The 18,180-nt window shown below is 65.0% G+C and carries 15 protein-coding genes; 12 read left to right on the top strand and 3 right to left on the bottom strand.

The annotated features are described in order from the left end of the window. Nucleotides 1–91: 91 nt before the first annotated feature. From hisC to P1K30_RS17665, 3 genes are read left to right on the top strand one after another with little or no spacing between them, the layout of a single operon-like run. Complete coding sequence (gene hisC, locus P1K30_RS17675; RefSeq protein ID WP_275634088.1) at nt 92–1,192, top strand: histidinol-phosphate transaminase; 1,101 nt, start codon at nt 92–94, stop codon at nt 1,190–1,192. Then, nucleotides 1,189–2,109, top strand: a complete 921-nt coding sequence (locus tag P1K30_RS17670; protein WP_275634087.1) for a prephenate/arogenate dehydrogenase family protein — start codon at nt 1,189–1,191, stop codon at nt 2,107–2,109. The genes hisC and P1K30_RS17670 overlap by 4 nt, the downstream gene beginning before the upstream one ends. After that, the gene (locus tag P1K30_RS17665) at nt 2,106–3,431 is read left to right on the top strand and encodes an extensin-like domain-containing protein (protein ID WP_275634086.1); all 1,326 of its coding nucleotides are present in this window, start codon (nt 2,106–2,108) and stop codon (nt 3,429–3,431) included. Before P1K30_RS17670 ends, P1K30_RS17665 begins: the two co-directional genes overlap by 4 nt. Before the next feature lie 29 nt (nt 3,432–3,460). On the opposite strand, the gene P1K30_RS17660 is transcribed toward P1K30_RS17665, so the two are convergent. Continuing rightward, nucleotides 3,461–4,246, bottom strand: a complete 786-nt coding sequence (locus P1K30_RS17660) for a DUF2125 domain-containing protein (protein ID WP_275634085.1) — start codon at nt 4,244–4,246, stop codon at nt 3,461–3,463. 65 nt (nt 4,247–4,311) lie between these two features. Between P1K30_RS17660 and P1K30_RS17655 the strand changes: the two genes are divergently transcribed. The 4 genes from P1K30_RS17655 to P1K30_RS17640 all read left to right on the top strand — a co-directional run bounded on the left by P1K30_RS17655 (nt 4,312) and on the right by P1K30_RS17640 (nt 9,149). Next, entirely contained in the window at nt 4,312–4,857 is a 546-nt protein-coding gene (locus tag P1K30_RS17655) for a gamma-glutamylcyclotransferase (RefSeq protein WP_275634084.1), read from the top strand. A gap of 90 nt (nt 4,858–4,947) precedes the next feature. Next, nucleotides 4,948–6,129, top strand: a complete 1,182-nt coding sequence (locus P1K30_RS17650) for a biopolymer transporter ExbB (RefSeq protein WP_275634083.1) — start codon at nt 4,948–4,950, stop codon at nt 6,127–6,129. A 4-nt stretch (nt 6,130–6,133) separates the two neighbouring features. Then, nucleotides 6,134–8,722 carry a peptidoglycan -binding protein gene (locus P1K30_RS17645; RefSeq protein WP_275634082.1) on the top strand — a complete coding sequence of 863 codons (2,589 nt, stop codon included), beginning with the start codon at nt 6,134–6,136 and terminating at the stop codon, nt 8,720–8,722. A gap of 76 nt (nt 8,723–8,798) precedes the next feature. Further along, nucleotides 8,799–9,149 carry a DUF6614 family protein gene (locus P1K30_RS17640; RefSeq protein WP_275634081.1) on the top strand — a complete coding sequence of 117 codons (351 nt, stop codon included), beginning with the start codon at nt 8,799–8,801 and terminating at the stop codon, nt 9,147–9,149. 144 nt (nt 9,150–9,293) lie between these two features. Here the strand turns inward: P1K30_RS17640 and clpA are convergent, their stop codons facing one another. Then, entirely contained in the window at nt 9,294–11,615 is a 2,322-nt protein-coding gene (clpA, locus tag P1K30_RS17635; RefSeq protein ID WP_275634080.1) for an ATP-dependent Clp protease ATP-binding subunit ClpA, read from the bottom strand. Nucleotides 11,616–11,802: 187 nt separating this feature from the next. Further along, on the bottom strand, nt 11,803–12,564 hold the full coding sequence (gloB, locus tag P1K30_RS17630) for a hydroxyacylglutathione hydrolase (protein WP_275634079.1): 762 nt from the start codon (nt 12,562–12,564) through the stop codon (nt 11,803–11,805). Nucleotides 12,565–12,626: 62 nt separating this feature from the next. Between gloB and P1K30_RS17625 the strand changes: the two genes are divergently transcribed. From P1K30_RS17625 to atpD, 5 genes are all read left to right on the top strand, one after another. Continuing rightward, the gene (locus P1K30_RS17625) at nt 12,627–13,370 is read left to right on the top strand and encodes a class I SAM-dependent methyltransferase (RefSeq protein WP_275634078.1); all 744 of its coding nucleotides are present in this window, start codon (nt 12,627–12,629) and stop codon (nt 13,368–13,370) included. 363 nt (nt 13,371–13,733) lie between these two features. Continuing rightward, nucleotides 13,734–14,300 (top strand): F0F1 ATP synthase subunit delta, encoded by a 567-nt coding sequence (locus tag P1K30_RS17620; RefSeq protein WP_275634148.1) that lies wholly within the window; start codon nt 13,734–13,736, stop codon nt 14,298–14,300. 1 nt (nt 14,301) lies between these two features. After that, nucleotides 14,302–15,840: a F0F1 ATP synthase subunit alpha gene (atpA, locus tag P1K30_RS17615; RefSeq protein ID WP_275634077.1), complete on the top strand. Its 1,539-nt coding sequence runs from the start codon at nt 14,302–14,304 to the stop codon at nt 15,838–15,840. A gap of 12 nt (nt 15,841–15,852) precedes the next feature. Next, a complete protein-coding gene (locus P1K30_RS17610) occupies nt 15,853–16,731 on the top strand; it encodes a F0F1 ATP synthase subunit gamma (RefSeq protein ID WP_275634076.1) in 879 nt (292 codons plus the stop codon). Nucleotides 16,732–16,750: 19 nt separating this feature from the next. Next, on the top strand, nt 16,751–18,175 hold the full coding sequence (gene atpD / locus P1K30_RS17605) for a F0F1 ATP synthase subunit beta (RefSeq protein ID WP_275634075.1): 1,425 nt from the start codon (nt 16,751–16,753) through the stop codon (nt 18,173–18,175). The last annotated feature ends 5 nt before the right edge of the window (nt 18,176–18,180 follow it).

The following is an 18,180-nucleotide window of genomic DNA, read 5'->3' as shown; positions in this document are numbered from 1 at the left end:
ATTGATTTCACGACATATTCCCGTGCGCCGCATTGTCGCTGGCGCAGCGGCAACCGGGCCGTTATGACGACCGCTGAAGGAGACCGTTAAAATGACCGGCATTCAGCCCCAACCCGGCATCATGGACATCAAGCTTTACGTCGGCGGACAATCCTCGATCGAGGGCCGCGACGACGTGATCAAGCTGTCGTCCAACGAGAACCCCTTCGGCCCCAGCCCGAAGGCGATGGAGGCGTTGAAGCGGTCGGCGCATCTGATGCACCGGTATCCCCCGACGGATCACGCTGCCCTGCGCGCGGCGATTGGCGAAGTTCACGGGCTGGATCCGGACCGGATCATCTGCGGCGTCGGGTCGGACGAGATCATCCACTTCCTTTGCCAGTGCTATGCCGGGCCGGGGGACGAGGTGATCTACACCGAACACGGGTTTTCGATGTACAAGATCTCGGCCCGCGCGGCCGGGGCCTCGCCGGTCATGGTCTCGGAGCGCGACCGTCGCGTCGATGTCGATGCGGTGCTGGCCGCCTGCACCCCGCAAACGCGGCTGGTGTTCATCACCAACCCGGGCAACCCGACCTCGACCATCCTGACCGACGCGGAACTGGCGCGGCTTGCGGACGGCGTGCCGTCGACGGCGATCCTGGTGATCGACAGCGCCTATGCCGAGTTCGCACGCGGCTATGACGGCGGCGTGTCGCTGGTGGATGCGAAGCCGAACATCGTCATGCTGCGGACGTTCTCGAAAGCTTATGGGCTGGGCGGGCTGCGGGTCGGCTGGGGCTATGCCGACCGCGAGATCATCGACGTGATGAACCGCATTCGCGGACCGTTCAACCTGTCGGTGCCCGCGCTGGCCGCGGCAGAGGCGGCGGTGCGCGACCGCGCCTTCGTCGAGAAGTGCCTTGCCGAGAATACCCGCCTGCGGACCTGGCTGGCCGATGCACTGGCCGCCAAAGGCGTGCCGTCCGATCCGGCGCATGCGAACTTCATCCTTGCGCGCTTTGCCTCCGAGGACGAGGCCGCCGCCTGCGACGCCGCGCTGAAAGAGGCGGGTATCCTCGTGAGGCGGGTCGGTGGCTATGGCTTTCCCGAAAGCCTGCGCATCACGGTCGGGGACGAGGCGTCCTGCCGCCGGGTGGCGCATGTCATCGGTGGCTTCATGGAGGCGCGCGCAGAAGGAGCCGGCGCATGAGCCATGTCTACGAACGGGTCGCGCTGATCGGTCTGGGGCTGATCGCGGGGTCGATGGGTCTTGCTATGAAAGCGCACGGTCTTGCGGGCGAGGTGGTGGGCACCGCCCGCTCGAAGGACACGCGCGACGTCGCCGTCGGGCTGGGCCTGTGTGACCGCGTGACCGAGACCGCGGCCGAGGCGGCGAAGGACGCGGACCTTGTCGTGCTGGCCGTCCCCGTTGGTGCGATGGGCGCCATTGCCGCCGAGATCGCGCCGCACCTGAAGCCGGGCGCGACGGTGACCGACGTCGGGTCCGTCAAGAAACACGTCGTCGAAGCCGTGTCGCCGCATCTGCCGGACACCGTGCATTTCGTGCCGGGTCACCCGCTGGCGGGGACCGAGCATTCCGGCCCGCATGCCGGTTTCGCGACCCTGTTCGAGAACCGTTGGTGCCTGCTGATTACCGATGCCGGCTGCGAGGCTGGCGCCGTGGCCAACCTGCGCGCCCTGTGGGAAGGCATGGGGGCCAATGTCGAAGAGATGGATGCGGATCACCATGACCTTGTCCTTGCCGTCACCAGCCACACGCCGCACCTGATCGCCTACACGATGGTGGGCGTGGCCGACGACTTGCGGCGGGTCACGGATTCAGAGGTTATCAAGTATTCTGCGGCAGGTTTCCGGGATTTCACCCGGATCGCCGCGTCGGACCCGACGATGTGGCGGGACGTGTTCCTGACCAACAAGGAAGCCACGCTGGAAATCCTTGGACGGTTCACCGAAGAACTGTTCGCGCTGCAGCGGGCGATCCGGACAGGTGACGGAGAGCAACTGTTCGATTACTTTACCCGTACCCGTGCGATCCGACGCGGGATCATCGAGGCCGGGCAAGATACCGAAGCCCCCGACTTCGGAAGAGGAACGAGCCGGAAATGAACTTCCGTTACCTGATCTTACCCGCGATTCTTGTCGCTGGCGCGATGCCGGCACTGGCCGAGGCGCCGGAGATCTCGATCGCCCCGATGACCCGTCCGGACCCGGAAGGCGCGCTTTTGGGAGCGGTTACGCCGGTGATCCGGCCCGCCGATCTTGACCCGGATGCCGAGATTGCCGCGACGATGGGCGAAGATCCGCTGCCCGAAAACAGCCCCGAACCCGGCCCCGAAACAGAGCCCGAGCTGGCCGAGGTCGAGGTGCCCGTGCCCTTCGCCGAAGGCGACGCGTCGGAGGATCTGACCGAGGAAGAGATCGCAGCACTTGCCGAAGACGCCGCCGAGGCGGAGCCTGAAACGGACGAACCTGCCACGGCCGTCGCCGAAACGGACGAGACGCCCGTGATCGACACGCCCGAGGCCGAAGTGGAAGTGGCGGACGTTGCCGCGTCCGACGAAGCCCCTGTCGAAACGGTCGAGGTGTCGAGCCGCCTTCCGATGCTGCGCCCGGCGGATCTTGTCCCCGCCGCGGTTCTGCCCGAGGGCGAAGCGGATGCTGCCGATCCCGCGACCGACGACACGACCGAGGTCGCCGAGGTCAGCCGTGGGCTGATCCTGTCGCCGGTCCCCGTTCCGCGCCCGCGCGTGATCGTGCGTGCGCCTTCGCCCGAGGCACCTGCCGCGGTCGTGACGGCCAGTTCCGGTCCCGTCGCCACGCCCGCGCCGACCGTGCCGCCGGGGCGGCCGAAGGGTCTGCTGGCGACGATCTTCCGCGCGCCGAACAAGAACAAGTACCCGACCGAGGGTTCGGTCTGCGGCGATCCGGCGATCCGGGGTCAGGCGATCCCGCCGATCCCCGCGAAGATGTCCGGCTGCGGCCTGCAGAACCCGGTCCGCATCACGGCGGTGGACGGCGTGGCGCTGACCACGCCGGCGACGGTCAGCTGTGAAACCGCTGGCGCACTGCGCAGCTGGGTCACCAACACCGTCATCCCGACCGTGGGCAAGACCGGCGGCGGGCTGGCCGCGCTTCGCGTTGCCGGAAGCTACACCTGCCGGACCCGCAACCACGTTCCGGGCGCCCCGGTGTCGGAACACGGCAAGGGCAAGGCCATCGACATTTCGGCCCTGATCCTGAAGGACGGCACCGTACACACGGTCCTTGCGGGCTGGCGCGACCGGGTTGCCGGACCGATCCTGCAAACGATCCACGCCCGCGCGTGCGGCACCTTCGGCACCGTGCTGGGGCCCAAGTCCGACGCGCAGCATCAGGATCACCTGCATCTGGATGTCGCCAAGCACGGCTACGGTCCCTACTGCCGCTAAGGCGGACCCTTCGCGGCAGGATCGCCGGACTAGGGCAGGGGAAGCGGCAGGACCGGCAGCGTACCGATGTCGACGCCGCCTAGGTTGACCGCGCCATCGGTCAGGGTGACCGTCATCTGTACCCGTTCCTCTGTCGGCTGCGACAGCAGGTCGAACTGGTCCGGCGTCACCGCGTTGACGGCCCGAAGCAACGCCAGAAACGACGGCCAATGACCGACCTTCAGCAGCAACTCGCCCGTAGGCTGGCCGCTGGCCCCTTCGGTCAACACGCCCTGCAGGTGCACGTCCGAGGTCACGCCGTCGAACTCCAGCGTGCGCAGGTCCAGTCCGAACTCGGTCCCGTCGCCGCTGGGTCGCGTCGCGAACAGCAGCGCGTTCGCCGCCGCGCTCCAGCCTGCCGACGATGTCAGAACGGGCGCGTCGATCACGAAACTCGACCGGGCGCCGTCATCGTCCCGCGCCACGCTGGCACGGGCCTGATCGGATTCGAAGGTCAGGATCTGATCGACGGTGTCGATCCGCTGCGTCGTGTCGAAGGCAAGGATATAGCGTCCCTGGCGATAGGACAGCCGCAAGATCTGCACGAACCCCGTCGACCAGTCCAGCCGATCCCCCCGGATCTCCGGTTCGGTCACCGTGGTGTCGAACCGGTTGGGAAAGCCCGTTGTCGACACGACCCGCGCGCTGACGCCATCGGTCCGGCCGATCCACGCCGCCACGGCGCGTTCCTCGGCGGTCGAGCCGTACCACCACCAGCCCGACCACAGCAGGGCGGCGCAGAACACCGCGATGATCCCGATCATGAACGAGCGCATGATGACCCCTTTGCCCTGCCTGCCCGGCCGTGTTTATAAGGCCCCGAGGCAAAAGGGCAAACGTGATGACAGACGCGGATTTGTGGGTCTTCGGCTATGGCTCGCTGATGTGGAACCCCGGTTTCGAGTATGACCGGCGCGAACTTGCGACCCTGACCGGCTATGCCCGGACCTTCTGCATGTGGTCGATCCATCACCGGGGCACGCCGGAACACCCCGGGCTTGTCCTTGCGCTGGACCCGCACGAAGACGCCGAATGCCACGGTCTTGGATTTCGCGTGCCGGGGCTGCACCGAGCGCGGACGCTGGACTATCTGCGGGAACGCGAACTGGTCTCGTCCGCCTATGTCGAACGGATGCTGCCGCTTCGTCTTGCCGACGGCGAAGAGGTCGAGGCGGTGGTCTATGTCGTCGACACCGACCACGTTCAGTACTGTGGCGGCCTTGCGCTGGAACGGCAGGCCGAGGTGATTTCGACCGCCGTCGGCGGACGCGGGCCGAACACCGAGTACCTGTTTAACACCCAATCACACCTGCAAGAACTTGGGATCGACGACCCGGATCTGCTTTGGCTGTCGCACAGGGTCCGCACACTGGCGGAATCCGTCTGATTATAGTGCTTTAATCCCGCCACAGGTGTTGGCACCGGGGTTAATCCCCCATATCGTTGCCGCAAAAGGCATTCCCGGGAAACGCTTCTCATGGTGCAGACGGAGCGCGAGGCCGCGCCGTATTTTTCACAGCCGATCCGGCAGATCGTCTCGATGGTGATCGTACTGGGCCTCGTTGCGTTCGGGGGCTATCTCGCGTTTCCGCGGGTTGAATCGGTATTCCTCGCCAACCTCTACCTGAACGGCTTCATCGCGCTGGTGTTCTTCGTCGGCATCGTCGCGTGTTTCGCGCAGGTGTTCCAGCTTGTCCGGTCGGTCAACTGGATCGTCGGTTTCGCCGGCGGCGACCCCGAGGTCCGGTCGGGTCACGCGCCGCGCCTGCTGGCGCCGCTGGCCGCCCTGCTGCGGCGGCGCGACGCGCGGATGCAGATCAGCGCGGCCTCGTCGCGGTCGATCCTCGATTCGGTGGCCACCCGCATCGACGAGATCCGGGACATCACGCGCTATATCACCAACCTTTTGGTGTTTCTCGGCCTTCTGGGCACGTTCTTCGGCCTTGCAACCACCGTGCCCGCCGTTGTCGACACGATCCGCTCGCTGGCGCCGCAAGGCGGCGAGTCGGGGCTTGAGGTGTTCAACCGGCTGATGACCGGGCTCGAGGCGCAGCTGGGCGGCATGGGCGTCGCCTTCTCGTCGTCGCTGCTGGGCCTGGCCGGGTCGCTGGTGGTCGGGCTTTTGGAACTGTTCGCGGGCCACGGCCAGAACCGGTTCTACCGCGAGCTGGAAGAATGGGTGTCCACCATCACGCGTCTGGGCATCTCGTCCGGCGATTCCGATGCGACGACGGAACAGGACGCGGTGATCGCGGTGCTGGAACACATGGACAACCAGATGGAAGGCCTGCGCGAGATCATCGCTCAGTCCGACATCGCCCGCAGTCAGGTGGATCAGCGGCTTGGCTCTTTGGCGGACAGTCTTGAACGCGTCGCGGCGCAGCTGGACCGCGACGATTCAAGCGGGCGGATGCTGGAACGCGTGGTCGATGGTCAGCAGCGTCTGGTCGAGGTGCTGGACCAGCAATCGTCGCAAGGCGGCGGGGGCGGCATGGACGCGGAAAGCCGGATGCGCCTGCGGTCGATGGACGTGCAGCTTTTGCGCATTCTCGAAGAGATGTCCGCCGGACGGCAGGAATCCACGATCAACCTGCGCTCGGACATTGCCGCGCTGACAGAGGCCGTCCGAGAGCTGACACGCGCAGCGACAGAGGGCTAGGCCGATGCCGCTGACCCGCAGATCCGTCAACCGCATGTCGGGCAATATCTGGCCCGGCTTCGTCGACGCGATGACGGGGTTGCTGCTGGTTCTGATGTTCGTGCTGACCATCTTCATGGTGGTGCAGTTCGTGTTGCAGGAACAGATCCACGGTCAGGAAGACGAACTCGACGCGCTGGCGACAGAGGTCAACGTGCTGGCCCGTGCGCTGGGGGTCGAGGAACGGCGAAACGAAGCCTTGGAAACCGAGCTTGGGTCGTTGAACGCCACGCTGGCGGATGCCCGCGCGCAGGGAGAAGCGCAAGCGTCGCTGATCGCCGACCTGCAGGCCGAGATCGCCGGCCAGACCGAGGAGCTGCAAGCCCGCGCCGCCCGGATCGCATCGTTCGAGGAACAGGTCGCGTCCTTGCTGGCGCAACGCGACGAAGCCCGCGCCGAGGGAGAGGCGCTGGCCGCCGACCTGTCCGAGCTTCAGGGCGAGAATGCCGAGCTGATTTCAGAGCAAGAGGCGCTTCAGCTGGCGCTGGCGCAGGCCCGCGACGAGATCGACGAACAGGTCGAGGCCGCGCGCCTTGCCGCCGCGCGACGCGAGGCACTAGAGGCGCTGGTCGCCGATCTTGAACAGAAGGTGTCCGACCGCGATGCGTCGCTGGTCCGGTCGTTGGCACAGCTTGAAGGCGCGCGAACGCAGAACGCGGACCTGAACGACCGGCTGGCGCTGATGCAGTCAGCGCTGGACGAAGAGCGCTCGACCCTTGCCACTGTCCAGGACGAGGCTGCCAGCCTTCGCGAGCAGATCGTGTCGCTGACCGCCAGCCTGACCGAGGCGACCGACAGCCAGCAGGATACGCTGGACCAACTGGCCGCGCTGCGCGACAGCCTGCTGACGGAACAGGATGCGGCAGCCGCCGCCACGGCCGAGAACGAGACGCTGGCCGAGCGCATCGTGCGGCTGGAGGCGGAACTGGCCCAACGCGAGGCCGATGCCGAGCAGACGGCGACCCTGTTGCAAGACCAGCTGGAAGACACCCGCGCCGAACTAAGCGAAGCCGAGGCCGAGCAACTGGCGCAGGAAGCGGCGGCAGAGGCCCTGCGCGCGCGGTTGGCGGCGCTGGAAGAGACGGTCGGAGAAACCGACGCCGCCCGGATCGCGCGGTTGGCCGAGGTTGAACAGCTGCGGCGCGCGATGGCAGAAATGGCGACCGAGCTTAGCGATGCCGAGGCGGCTCGGCTGGCAGAGCAGGCTGCGCTGGAAGAGTTGCGGCGCCGGTACGCCACCGCCGAAGCGGATCTGGACGAGGCCGAAAAAGCCCGGTTGGCCGAAGAGGCTGCTGCCGCCGAACTGCGCGCGCGCCTTGAAGCCGCCGAGGCGGACCTGACCGACGCCGAAGCCGAGCGGCTGGCGGAAGCCGCCGCCGCCGAGCAGCTTCGCGCGCAGCTGGCAGAGGTCGAGACCGAGCTGACGGAAGAAGAAGCCGCCAGGCTGGCCGACGCGGCTGCGGCCGAGGCGCTGCAGGCACGGCTGGAAGAGTCGGATGCCGAGTTGACCGCGATGTCGCTGGCGCTGGAGGAAAAGCGGCAAGAGGCCGAGGACACGCTGACCCTGCTGGCGGCGGCCCGCGCGGCGGAAGAGGACCTGACGGAACGGTTGCAGGCCGCGCTGGCCGCGCAGTCCGAGGCCGAGGCCGAACTGGATGCCGCGCAGGCGGAACTGACCTCGCTAAGCGGGTCGGCCGAAATCAGCGAGGAAGACCTGCGCAACCAGCTTGCCGCCGCGCTTGCCGCGCAACGCCGCGCCGAACGGGCGGCCGAAGCCGCGCTGACCGAACAGGAACGCAACGACCTGCTGCTGGCCACCGCGAACGAACGACTGGGAGAGGCAGAGGTCGCCACGGCCGCGGACCAGCGCCGGATACAGGCGCTGAACGAACAGGTAGGCGAGCTGCGCCGCCAGATCGCCACGCTGCAGTCGATGCTGAATCTTGCCGCCGAAGAAGACGCGCAGTCGAACGTGCAGATCGAGGCGCTGGGCGCGCAGCTGAACGCCGCGCTGGCCCGCGCCGCGCAGGAAGAACGCCGCCGGGCCGACGCGGAAGAGGCGCTGCGGCTAGAGCTGGAACGCCAGAAAGAGGAACTGGAACGCTTCCGGTCAGAGTTCTTCGGCCTTCTGTCACAGCTTCTGTCGGGCCGCGACGGCGTGCGGGTCGAGGGCGACCGCTTCGTGTTCTCGTCCGAGGTGCTGTTCGAAGTGGGCGATGCGGAACTGTCCGAGGCCGGCAAGGACCAGATCGCGGGCGTCGTCGAGATCTTGGCGGACGTGGCCGACGAGATCCCGCCGCAGATCGACTGGGTGCTGCGGGTCGACGGGCACACGGATGACACCGCCGTGCGCGGTGGCCGGTGGGAAGACAACTGGCAACTCAGCCAAGCCCGCGCGCTGTCGGTCGTGCGCTTCATGATCGACGAGCTTGGCTTCGCGCCCGACCGGCTGGCCGCCACGGGCTTCGGCGAGTGGCAGCCCATCGCCGAGGGCGACACCCCCGAGGCCCGCGCCCAGAACCGGCGCATCGAGCTGAAGCTGACAGAGAAATAGCGGCAGGGCCGGGGAGATCGGTCTTTACCTCTTTTAAACGCGCGGCTGGTACCTCCGCGCGGACAAAGGGGCTGCCATGAACCTGTATCACTGCATGATCGACCTGAAGAACGACGCCAAGGCGATCGTTTTTGCCAGCGCGCTGGAACGGTGGATGGAACATCTTCTGGCCGAAGGGCTGATCCTGCGGTGGCGGCTGCTGCGACGGAAACTGAACCTCGCTTCGGCATCGCATCGCGATTTCGTGCTGGAAATCGAAGTGCAGGGCCTTGCCGCGCTGGACGACCTGTTCGGACACGCCTGTTCCCGTTCCGCCGACGTGTCAGAGCTTTACGAAAAGGTTCACGGCATGGTCGAAACGGTCGAATACGGCCTGTATCGCCCCTTTCCCGACCCGGAAAGGGTCGAGCGTGTGGCGATCCTTTAGGCGGCCGACGGGCTGCGGCCATCGCCCCGCGATTGCGCACGCGGATCGGAAGCGGCACCGATGGCGCCGGTCATCGGGCGCTGGTGTCCGAAACGAAAAAGGGCCCCGAAACGGGGCCCTTTTCTGTGTTCTGTCGAAGCTGGATCAATCGGCGGTCAGAAGCGGCGGCTTCTTCGAGGCGATGCGCGGCGCGCCTGCCTCTTCGACCCGAAGGTCGATCTTGCCGTCCTTGACGCCAACCTTCACCACACCGCCCTTGGCGAGCTTGCCAAACAGCAGCTCTTCCGCCAGCGGCTTCTTGATGTTCTCCTGGATCACGCGGCCAAGCGGGCGGGCGCCCATCTTGTCGTCGTAGCCCTTTTCGGCCAGCCACTCGGCTGCCGGCTTGGTCAGCTCGATCGCGACGCCACGATCCAGAAGCTGGGCTTCCAGTTGCAGCACGAACTTCTCGACCACCTGCAGAATAACCTCTTTCGGCAGCGGGCCGAACGAGATGACCGCGTCCAGACGGTTGCGGAATTCCGGCGTGAACTGACGTTCGATGGCTGCGGTATCCTCGCCCTCGCGACGATCGCGGCCGAAGCCCATCGCCTCTTTGGCTTGTTCGGCAGCGCCAGCGTTCGACGTCATGATTAGGATCACGTTGCGGAAATCCACCGTGCGACCGTTGTGGTCGGTCAGCTTGCCGTGGTCCATCACCTGCAGAAGGATGTTGTAGACATCCGGGTGCGCCTTCTCGATCTCGTCGAGCAGAAGCACGCAGTGCGGGTGCTGGTCGACACCGTCCGTCAGCATGCCGCCTTGGTCAAAGCCGACATATCCCGGAGGTGCACCGATCAGGCGCGAAACGGCGTGCTTCTCCATGTATTCCGACATGTCGAAGCGCAGCATCTCGACCCCGAGCGACTCGGACAGCTGCTTGGCCACCTCGGTCTTGCCGACGCCGGTCGGGCCCGCGAACAGGTAGTTGCCGATCGGCTTCTCCGGTTCGCGCAGGCCGGCACGGGCCAGCTTGATCGCGGACGACAGCGCCTCGATCGCGTTGTCCTGACCGAAGACCACGCGCTTCAGCGTGCCCTCCAGATCCTTCAACACCTCGGCATCGTCCTTGCTGACGTTCTTCGGCGGGATGCGGGCGATCTTGGCGACGACGGCCTCGATCTCTTTCGCGCCGATGGTTTTGCGACGCTTGCTGTCCGCCACCAGATGCTGCGCGGCGCCGGCCTCGTCGATAACGTCGATGGCCTTGTCCGGCAGTTTCCGGTCGTGGATGTAGCGAGCCGAGAGTTCAACCGCCGACTTGATCGCATCAGAGGTGTACTTGATCTCGTGGTGCTTCTCGAAATACGGCTTCAGACCCTTCAGGATCTTCACCGCATCGTCGACCGTGGGTTCGTTCACGTCGATCTTCTGGAACCGGCGCGACAGCGCGCGGTCCTTTTCAAAGTGCTGACGGAACTCCTTGTAGGTGGTCGAGCCCATGCAGCGCAGCTTGCCGCCCTGAAGCGCGGGCTTCAGAAGGTTCGATGCGTCCATCGCACCGCCGGACGTGGCGCCGGCGCCGATCACGGTGTGGATCTCGTCGATGAACAGAATCGCATCGGGATGCTCTTCAAGCTCGGTCACGACGGCTTTCAGCCGCTCTTCGAAATCGCCGCGATAGCGGGTGCCGGCCAGCAGCGCGCCCATATCGAGCGAGTAGATGGTCGCACCTTTCAGAACGTCGGGCGTTTCCTTGGCGACGATCTTGTGCGCAAGACCTTCGGCGATGGCGGTCTTGCCGACACCGGGATCGCCCACCAGCAGCGGGTTATTCTTGCGCCGGCGGCACAGGACCTGGATGCAGCGTTCGACTTCCTGCGCGCGCCCGATCAGGGGATCGACGTCCCCCTTCTTCGACTTGGCGTTCAGGTCGACGCAATACTTCGCCAGGGCGCTTTCACCCTTCTGTTCATCCTCGGCCGTCTGAGTTTCCTCTTCGGCCTCGGTCGCGCCCTGAACCGGGCGGGATTCGCCGTAGGACGGATCCTTCGCCACGCCATGCGCGATGAAGTTGACCGCGTCATAGCGGGTCATGTCCTGCTCTTGCAGGAAATAGGCCGCATTGGATTCGCGTTCCGCGAAGATCGCGACCAGCACGTTGGCGCCGGTCACTTCCGTGCGGCCGGACGACTGGACGTGGATCGCGGCGCGCTGGATCACGCGCTGGAATGCGGCGGTCGGCACGGCCTCGGACCCGTCAACATCGGTGACAAGGGTCGAAAGGTCGTCGTCGATGAAATCCACCAAAGTCTTTCGCAGCGCATCCAGATCGACACTGCAGGCCTGCATGACCTTGGCCGCGTCGGGTTCATCGACGAGGGCCAGAAGCAGATGCTCCAGCGTCGCAAGCTCATGGCGGCGGGCGTTCGCCAGCGCCAGAGCCGAATGAATGGCTTGCTCGAGGGTGTTCGAAAATGACGGCACCTGTCGTGCTCCTTCGCTTGGGCGGAGAGGGCCTAGGCCTCGTTCTCCACCGTGACCTCATACCATTAAGGTTCGGTTCTTTTTCCCGCGCTTCAAGGGTTTTCTAACGGCGTACGGTCACATTTTTATTCACGCGACCGGAATTTGGGCAGGAGGGCAACGCGGGGTGCCCAAGGTTGCGACGTTGTCAGAAGGAGTCTTTGCGCCTGCGGATCTCCGCAAAGACTTCGGCGTCGGGCGACGACTCCATATTTAGGAGCGCCTTGACCTCGTGCAAGTGGGCCCGAAGGAAGGGGTTTGTTTCCTTTTCCTGCCCAATGCTTGCTGGAACGGTGGGTTCGTTTCCGGATCGCTTGGCATCGATCTCTGCGGCGCGGGCCTGAAGCGCGGCGTTGTCCGGCTCGATGGTCAGCGCGAAGCGAGCGTTCGCGGCCGTGTACTCGTGGCCGGAATACACCAGTGTGTCATCGGGCATCGCAAGGAACTTCTGCATCGAGTCCCACATCATCTCGGGCGTTCCCTCGAACAATCGACCGCATCCAAGGGCCATAAGGCTGTCGGCCGAGAACACCGCCTTTGCCCGTGGAAAGTGAAAGGCAAGATGGCCGAGCGTGTGGCCCGGTACGGCAAGGGGGACCGTATAGCCGTCGCCTTCGCCGCCGTTCATGCCTTCTTCCAGCGCCATGTCGAGCGGCGGCAGCTTGTCGGCTTCGGCCTTGGGGCCCATCACCTTGCAGCCGTACTTCGCGCGCAGTTCTTCGACCCCGTCGACGTGATCGTGGTGGTGATGGGTGATCAGCAGGGCGTCCAGCCCCCAGCCGCGCTGGTCGAGCGCGTCGATGATCGGGCCCGCTTCGGGGGCGTCGATCAGGCAGACGCAGTCCGGCCCGTTCACCAGGTAGGCGTAATTGTCGCGCAGGCAGGGAACGGTGACGATCTCCAGGGGCATGGTCTTTCCTTAATGCTGCGGTATTCTTTCCCCGACACTCGCCGATACGCCAACGGGCTGCAATGCATCTGGATGTTCTGGACCTGCGCAACTTCTACTACCGCTCGGCCTTGGGCCGTGCGGCGCAGCGTGCGATCCGCAACCAAGTGATCGAACTGTGGCCGGACGCCCCGGGCGAGACGGTCGTGGGCTTCGGCTTTGCGGCGCCGCTTCTGCGGCCTTACCTGTCCACCGCCCAGCGTGTTGTCGCGCTGATGCCGGGCCAGCAGGGCGTCATGCCCTGGCCGGGTGGCCAGCCCAACGTGTCGGTCCTGTGCGAAGAGACGCTGTGGCCGTTGCAGACCGGGCAGGCGGACAAGCTGATCCTGCTGCACGGGCTGGAAACAAGCGAGAACGCCCCGAAGGTGCTGGACGAATGCCGCCGGGTCTTGGTGCCGGGCGGCAAGGCGCTGTTCATCGTGCCAAACCGGGCCGGGTTGTGGGCACGGCGCGACGGCACGCCGTTTGGCTTCGGGCGGCCTTATTCGCTGTCGCAACTGGAAACCCAGTTGCAGCGCCATTCGCTGGAACCGGCCCGCAGCAGCACCGCGCTGTACCAGCCGCCGTCGGATGCCCGGTTCTGGCTGAAGACCGGCAATTTCTGGGAACGCACGGGTCGCCGCCTGTCGATGGGGTATGCGGGCGGAGTGCTGATCGTCGAGGCGACCAAGCAAGTGTCGGCGCCGACCAAGGGCATCAAATCCCGCGTGCGCAAACCGCTGCGCGTGCTTGAAGGGCTGACGCAGCCCGAAGCGAAACCGGTCTGATCCGCCCCCGCGATTGCATCACCTGTAAAGGGTCCGCTGGCGTTTGGCGTGACCGGCTGAGGCCGGTGGCGCTAACAGTCGTCGCGGCGAAAAAATCGCATTTATCAGGGGATTCGCCCGGCCGCTGACAGAAATTCGTGACTATTTCGCTACTTTATTTCCCCGCATTCGCTCGCAGAAATGTCATCGCCTTGTTTTCCTAGGGTTTCGGCATCCCGGAAAGCGGGCCAAGAATGTTGCGGGCCGGAGAGGGCTCTGCTAGACCGACGCCGATTTTGAAGGCTGGGCCACTCGGCCTTGCCACTTGGGCTGCCTCGGCCCGCGTCATGCGTGGGGGGGAACGAGGCTTCAACACTCGGAAGGATCGACGTGTCCGAAACAGCTTCGATTTCGACCGGCATCGCTGCGCGCTACGCCACGGCCGTCTTTGAACTGGCCAAGGAAGACAACTCCATCGCCACTCTCGAAACCGACGTGGATACGCTGGACGCCGCACTTGCCGAAAGCGCGGACCTGCGCGACCTGATCAATTCGCCGATCTACAGCCGCGAAGCTCAGGGCAATGCGATCACCGCGGTCGCCCAGAAGATGGGCCTGTCGACCACGATGACCAACGTGCTGGGCCTGATGGCCTCCAAGCGCCGCCTGTTCGTCCTGCCTTACACGCTGCGCGCCCTGCGCGACCGCATTGCGGAAGAGAATGGCGAAGTCACGGCAGAGGTCGTGTCGGCGAAGGCGCTGACCAAGACGCAGTCCGAGAAGCTTGCGAAGACCCTCGCCTCGACCGTGGGCAAGGACGTAAAAATCAATACGACCGTTGATGAAAGCCTCATCGGCGGTCTCGTCGTTAAGGTGGGCTCGAAGATGATCGACACGTCGATCCGCTCGAAGCTTGCCAACCTACAGAACGCAATGAAAGAGGTCGGATAAGATGGCGATCCAAGCTGCGGAGATTTCCGCAATCCTTAAGGACCAGATCAAGAACTTCGGCCAGGAGGCCGAAGTGGCCGAGGTTGGCCGCGTGCTGTCCGTCGGTGACGGGATCGCCCGCGTGTTCGGCCTGGACAACGTGCAGGCCGGCGAGATGGTCGAGTTTCCGGGCGGCATCATGGGCATGGCCCTGAACCTGGAAAGCGACAACGTCGGCGTCGTGATCTTCGGTTCCGACCGGGACATCAAGGAAGGCGACACCGTCAAGCGCACCAACGACATCGTGTCGGTTCCGGTGGGCGACGCCCTGCTGGGCCGCGTTGTCGACGGCCTTGGCAACCCGATCGACGGCAAAGGCCCGATCGCCACGTCCGAGACCCGCGTTGCCGACGTGAAGGCGCCGGGCATCATCCCGCGTAAATCGGTTCACGAGCCGATGGCGACCGGCCTGAAGGCCATCGACGCCATGATCCCGATCGGCCGCGGCCAACGCGAACTGATCATTGGTGACCGTCAGACCGGCAAGACCGCCGTGGCGCTGGACGCGATCATCAACCAGAAATCCTACAACGAAGCCGCCGGCGACGACGAAAGCCAGAAGCTCTACTGCGTGTACGTCGCCGTGGGCCAGAAGCGTTCGACCGTTGCGCAGCTGGTGAAGCGTCTCGAGGAAACCGGCGCGATCGAATACTCGATCGTCGTGGCCGCGACCGCCTCGGACCCCGCGCCGATGCAGTACCTCGCCCCCTACACCGCGACCGCGATGGGCGAATACTTCCGCGACAACGGCCGCCACGGCCTGATGATCTACGATGACCTGTCCAAGCAGGCCGTTGCCTATCGTCAGATGTCGCTGCTGCTGCGCCGTCCGCCGGGGCGTGAAGCCTACCCGGGCGACGTGTTCTACCTGCACTCCCGCCTGCTGGAGCGTTCGGCCAAGCTGAACGAGGACAACGGTGCCGGCTCGCTGACCGCGCTGCCGATCATCGAAACCCAGGGCGGCGACGTGTCGGCGTTTATTCCGACCAACGTGATCTCGATCACCGACGGCCAGATCTTCCTGGAAACCGAACTGTTCTTCCAAGGCATCCGCCCGGCCGTGAACACCGGTCTGTCGGTGTCGCGCGTTGGCTCGTCGGCCCAGACCAAGGCGATGTCCTCGGTTGCCGGCCCGGTGAAACTGTCGCTCGCTCAGTACCGCGAGATGGCCGCCTTCGCTCAGTTCGGCTCTGACCTCGACGCCTCGACCCAGCAGCTGCTGAACCGGGGTGCGCGCCTGACCGAACTGATGAAGCAGCCGCAGTACTCGCCGCTGACCAACGCGGAAATCGTCTGCGTCATCTTCGCCGGTACCAATGGCTTCCTCGACAAGATCCCGCTTTCGAAGGTCAAGGACTTCGAGGCTGGTCTGCTGAACCACATGCGGACCAACCGTAAAGATATCCTGGACTGGATCACCAACGAGGACCCGAAGATCAAAGGCGAGCCGGCTGACAAGCTGAAAGCCGCGATCGAGGAATTCGCCAAAGACTTCGCGTAAGGGGGAAGGCGAATGCCGTCTCTGAAGGACCTGAAAAACAGGATCGACAGCGTCAAGTCGACGCGGAAGATCACCAAGGCCATGCAGATGGTGGCCGCGGCCAAACTGCGCCGGGCGCAAGAGGCCGCGGAAGCCGCGCGCCCCTATGCCGAGCGTTTCAACGCGGTCATGGCTGGCCTTGCCGGTTCGGCACAGGAGCTGGGGCAGGGCCCCAAGCTTCTGACCGGCACCGGCAAGGACGACGTGCAGCTTCTGGTCGTCATGACCTCGGAAAAAGGGCTGTGCGGCGGCTTCAACACTTCGATCGTGCGGCTTGTCCGCTACCAGATCGAAAAGCTGCGTGGTGAAGGCAAGACCGTGAAGATCCTCACGGTCGGCAAGAAGGGCCGCGAACAGCTGAAGCGTGACTACGGCGACCTGTTCGTGGGCCACATCGACCTGAGCGAGGTCAAGCGCATCGGCTATGCCAACGCACAGGACATCGCGAAGGACGTGCTTGCACGGTTCGATGCCGGCGAATTCGACGTGGCGAAGATCTACTACGCCAAGTTCGAGTCGGTGATCAGCCAGAAGCCGCAAGAGCTGCAGGTGATCCCTGCCAAGTTCGAGGGCGAGGCCGCCGAGGCCACGACGTCGAACCTGTACGACTACGAGCCCGACGAGGAAGCGATCCTCGCCGACCTGCTGCCGAAGTCGGTCGCCACGCAGATCTTCGCGGGTCTGCTGGAGAACGGCGCCTCGGAACAGGGTGCACGGATGTCGGCGATGGACAACGCCACCCGCAACGCGGGCGACATGATCGACAGGCTGACCATCGAATACAACCGTTCGCGTCAGGCCGTGATCACCAACGAGCTTATCGAAATTATCTCGGGCGCCGAGGCGCTCTAACCGAACCGGAGACACTTACATGGCAAACGCGAAAGGCAAAGTGACCCAGGTCATCGGCGCCGTCGTCGACGTTCAGTTCGACGATCACCTGCCCGAAATCCTCAACGCGCTTGAAACCGAGAACCACGGCACCAAGCTGGTCCTCGAAGTCGCGCAGCACCTGGGCGAAAGCACCGTGCGCTGCATCGCTATGGACGCGACCGAAGGTCTGGTCCGCGGTCAGACCGTGACCGACACCGATGGCCCGATCATGATCCCGGTTGGCAACGCCACGCTGGGCCGCATCCTGAACGTCGTGGGCGAGCCCGTCGACGAAGGTGCGCCGATCGAATCGACCGAAAAGCGTGCGATCCACCAGCCCGCTCCGAAGTTCGAAGAGCAGGCCACGGAATCCGAGATCCTCGTGACCGGCATCAAGGTCATCGACCTGCTGGCCCCCTACGCAAAGGGCGGCAAGATCGGCCTGTTCGGCGGCGCCGGCGTGGGCAAGACGGTTCTGATCATGGAACTGATCAACAACATCGCCAAGGTGCACTCGGGCTACTCGGTGTTCGCTGGCGTGGGTGAACGGACCCGCGAAGGCAACGACCTGTACCACGAGATGATCGAATCCAACGTTATCAAACCCGATAACCTGGAAGACTCGCAGGTGGCGCTGGTCTACGGCCAGATGAACGAACCGCCGGGGGCCCGTGCCCGCGTCGCCCTGACCGGCCTGACTCTGGCCGAGCAGTTCCGCGACCAGTCCGGCACCGACGTTCTGTTCTTCGTCGACAACATCTTCCGCTTCACGCAGGCGGGTTCCGAGGTGTCGGCGCTTCTGGGCCGTATTCCTTCGGCGGTGGGCTACCAGCCGACCCTCGCGACCGACATGGGCGCGATGCAGGAACGCATCACCTCGACCAAGCAGGGCTCGATCACCTCGATCCAGGCCGTGTACGTGCCGGCGGACGACCTTACCGACCCCGCGCCCGCCACGACCTTTGCCCACCTCGACGCCACCACCGTGCTGTCGCGTGCGATCTCGGAACTGGGCATCTACCCGGCCGTTGACCCGCTCGACTCGTCGTCGCGCCTGATGGACCCGGCGGTTCTAGGTGACGAACACTACCAGGTGGCCCGTGACGTGCAGGGTATCCTTCAGCGTTACAAGTCGCTGCAGGACATCATCGCGATCCTCGGGATGGACGAACTGTCGGAAGAGGACAAGCTGACCGTGGCCCGCGCCCGGAAGATCCAGCGTTTCCTTTCGCAGCCGTTCGACGTGGCGAAGGTGTTCACCGGCTCTGACGGTGTGCAGGTTCCGCTCGAAGACACGATCTCGTCCTTCAAGGCGGTCGTGGCCGGCGAGTACGACCACCTGCCGGAAGGCGCTTTCTACATGGTCGGCGGCATCGACGAAGTGAAAGCCAAGGCCGAGAAAATGGCCGCGGAAGCGGCGTAAGGTAG

It is taken from the genome of Psychromarinibacter halotolerans, assembly GCF_029168315.1.
Lineage (GTDB): Bacteria > Pseudomonadota > Alphaproteobacteria > Rhodobacterales > Rhodobacteraceae > Psychromarinibacter > Psychromarinibacter halotolerans.
The sequence above is the reverse complement of the archived record's forward strand: the minus strand, read 5'-3'. Positions and strand labels throughout refer to the sequence as shown.